At 68.6% G+C, this 2,459-nt stretch carries 1 protein-coding gene; it reads left to right on the top strand.

Features of this window, described 5'->3' with window-relative positions:
- Window positions 1-33: 33 nt before the first annotated feature.
- Window positions 34-2,459, top strand: a 2,426-nt coding sequence (locus ACIRBY_RS38685; RefSeq protein ID WP_403910172.1) for a condensation domain-containing protein, incomplete at its 3' end; no start/stop codon positions are given.

Below are 2,459 nucleotides of genomic sequence, written 5' to 3'. Positions count from 1 at the left end.
GTCGCCGATCCGTTCGGCGACCCGGGCACACGGATGTACCGCACGGGTGACCTGGTGCGCTGGAACCGCGACGGCGAACTGGAATACCTGGGCCGCTCCGACGAACAGGCGAAGATCCGCGGGTTCCGCATCGAACCCGGTGAAGTCCAGGCCGTGCTCTCTCAGCATCCCGTGGTGTCCCAGGCCGTGGTGGTCGCCCGCGAGGACCAGCCCGGAGACACCCGTCTGGTCGCCTACGTCGTTCCCGAGGCGGAGGTCGAGGCCGAGGCCGAGGCCGGTGACGTACGGGTATCGGAGTGGCGGGAGATGTACGACTCGCTGTACGGCGCATCGGGTGCTCCGCTGGGCGAGGACTTCTCGGGCTGGAACAGCTCCTACACCGGCGGCCCCATCGCACTCGACGAGATGCGCGAGTGGCGGCAGGCCACCGTGGAGCGCATCGCCGGCTACGGGCCGCGACGCATCCTGGAGATCGGCGTCGGCTCCGGCCTGCTCATGGCCCCGCTCGCAGGACGAGTGGAGGAGTACTGGGGGACGGACCTGTCCCAGGCAGTGGTCTCCCGGCTTGAGGAACAGACCGCCGAGCGCGGCTGGGGCCACGTCACGCTGCGCTGCCAGCCCGCAGACGACACCACCGGACTCCCGATCGGGTACTTCGACACGATCGTGATCAACTCCGTCATCCAGTACTTCCCCGACCAGGAATACCTCACCCGGGTCCTGACCCAAGCACTGCAACTCCTGGCAGACGGCGGCCGCATCCTCGTCGGCGACGTGCGCCACCTCGGACTCCTCCGCGCCCTGCACACCGCAGTACACGCCCAGCGCGCCGAGGACACCGACGCACTGCGATCCGCAGTGGAGCACGCACTCGTCGTGGAGAAGGAACTACTGGTCCATCCCGACTACTTCACCGCGTTCGCCGCCTCCCACGACCTCGGCGTCGACATACGCCTCAAGCACGGCGACAACCACAACGAACTCACCCGCCACCGCTACGACGCCACCCTCCACAAGAACACTCCGACGCTGGCCGACCTGACCGGGCAGCATGACCTCGCTGACCTGCCGGTGATCACGTGGGGCAGTGAGACCACCTCGCTGGACGGGCTTGAGGAGCGGCTCGGTGACGGGGGGCCGCTGCGGGTGGCGGGCGTTCCCAATGCCCGCCTGGCCGGTGAAACCGCTGCCGCTGACGCGCTGGAGCGCAGTGAGGAGCTGACGGCGATCAGGGCGGTGCTCACCGGTGGCGGCGGCGTGGATCCGGAGGCGTTCTGCCAGTGGGCTGCCGAGCGGGGCCGGCAGGCACTGCTCACCTGGAACCCGCAGGACCCCGCCGCCTTCGACGTGATCCTCCTCTCCACAAACACCGAAGCGACGGACACCGCAGTGGTGACCGGCACGTACAACCCGCAGCGCCTGACGTCGGCCGTGACGAACACCCCCGTCCGGTCACGGGCCAGCGGCTCGCTGGTGGCGACCCTGCGGCAGGCACTGCAGGACCAGCTGCCCGACTACATGGTCCCCTCGGCGATCGTGACCCTCGACGCCATCCCCCTCACCCCGAACGGCAAAATCGACCGCAAGGCCCTGCCCGCACCGGACTACAGCACCACCGGCAACGGACGCGTCCCGCGCACCCCGCAGGAAGAAATCCTCTGCACCCTGTTCGCAGAAGTTCTGGGCCTGCCCGCAGTCAGCATCGACGACAACTTCTTCGACCTCGGCGGCCACTCCCTCCTCGCCACCCAACTCACCAGCCGCATCCGCACCACCCTCGGCACCGAAACCAGCCTCCAGACACTCTTCGAAGCACCCACCGTCGCAGAACTGGCACCACGTCTGACGCACCAAGGAGAGCTGCGCCCGCCTCTGCTGCCCGCCACCCGACCCGACACCCTCCCCCTCTCCTACGCCCAACAGCGACTGTGGTTCCTGCACCAGCTGGAAGGACCGTCCGCCACCTACAACATGCCGCTCGCACTACGGCTCACCGGCGACCTCGACCAGCAGGCCCTGCGCGACGCGGTACACGCCGTCATCACTCGGCACGAAGCCCTGCGCACCGTCTTCCACGAGGTGGACGGCCAGCCGAGCCAACGCATCAGCGACCCCGACCAGGCCCGCATAGACGTGCGAACCGCACCGAGCAGCGAGAGCATGCTTCCCACGCAACTCGAAGAAGAGGCGCGTCACACGTTCGACCTGTCGACGGAGGTGCCCTTCCGGGCCACGCTCTTCACCATCAGTGCGAGCGAGTCGGTGCTGGTGCTGGTGCTGCACCACATCGCCGGTGACGGCTGGTCGATGGGGCAGCTCGCCCGCGACCTGGTCGCCGCGTACTCGGCGCGGCTGTCCGGTAGTGAGCCGCAGTGGCCGGACCTGCCCGTGCAGTACGCCGACTACACCCTGTGGCAGCGCGAACTCCTCGGCAACGACACCGACCCCGACAGCCTCTT

The organism is Streptomyces sp. NPDC096136, assembly GCF_044763325.1.
GTDB lineage: Bacteria > Actinomycetota > Actinomycetes > Streptomycetales > Streptomycetaceae > Streptomyces.
The sequence above is the reverse complement of the archived record's forward strand: the minus strand, read 5'-3'. Positions and strand labels throughout refer to the sequence as shown.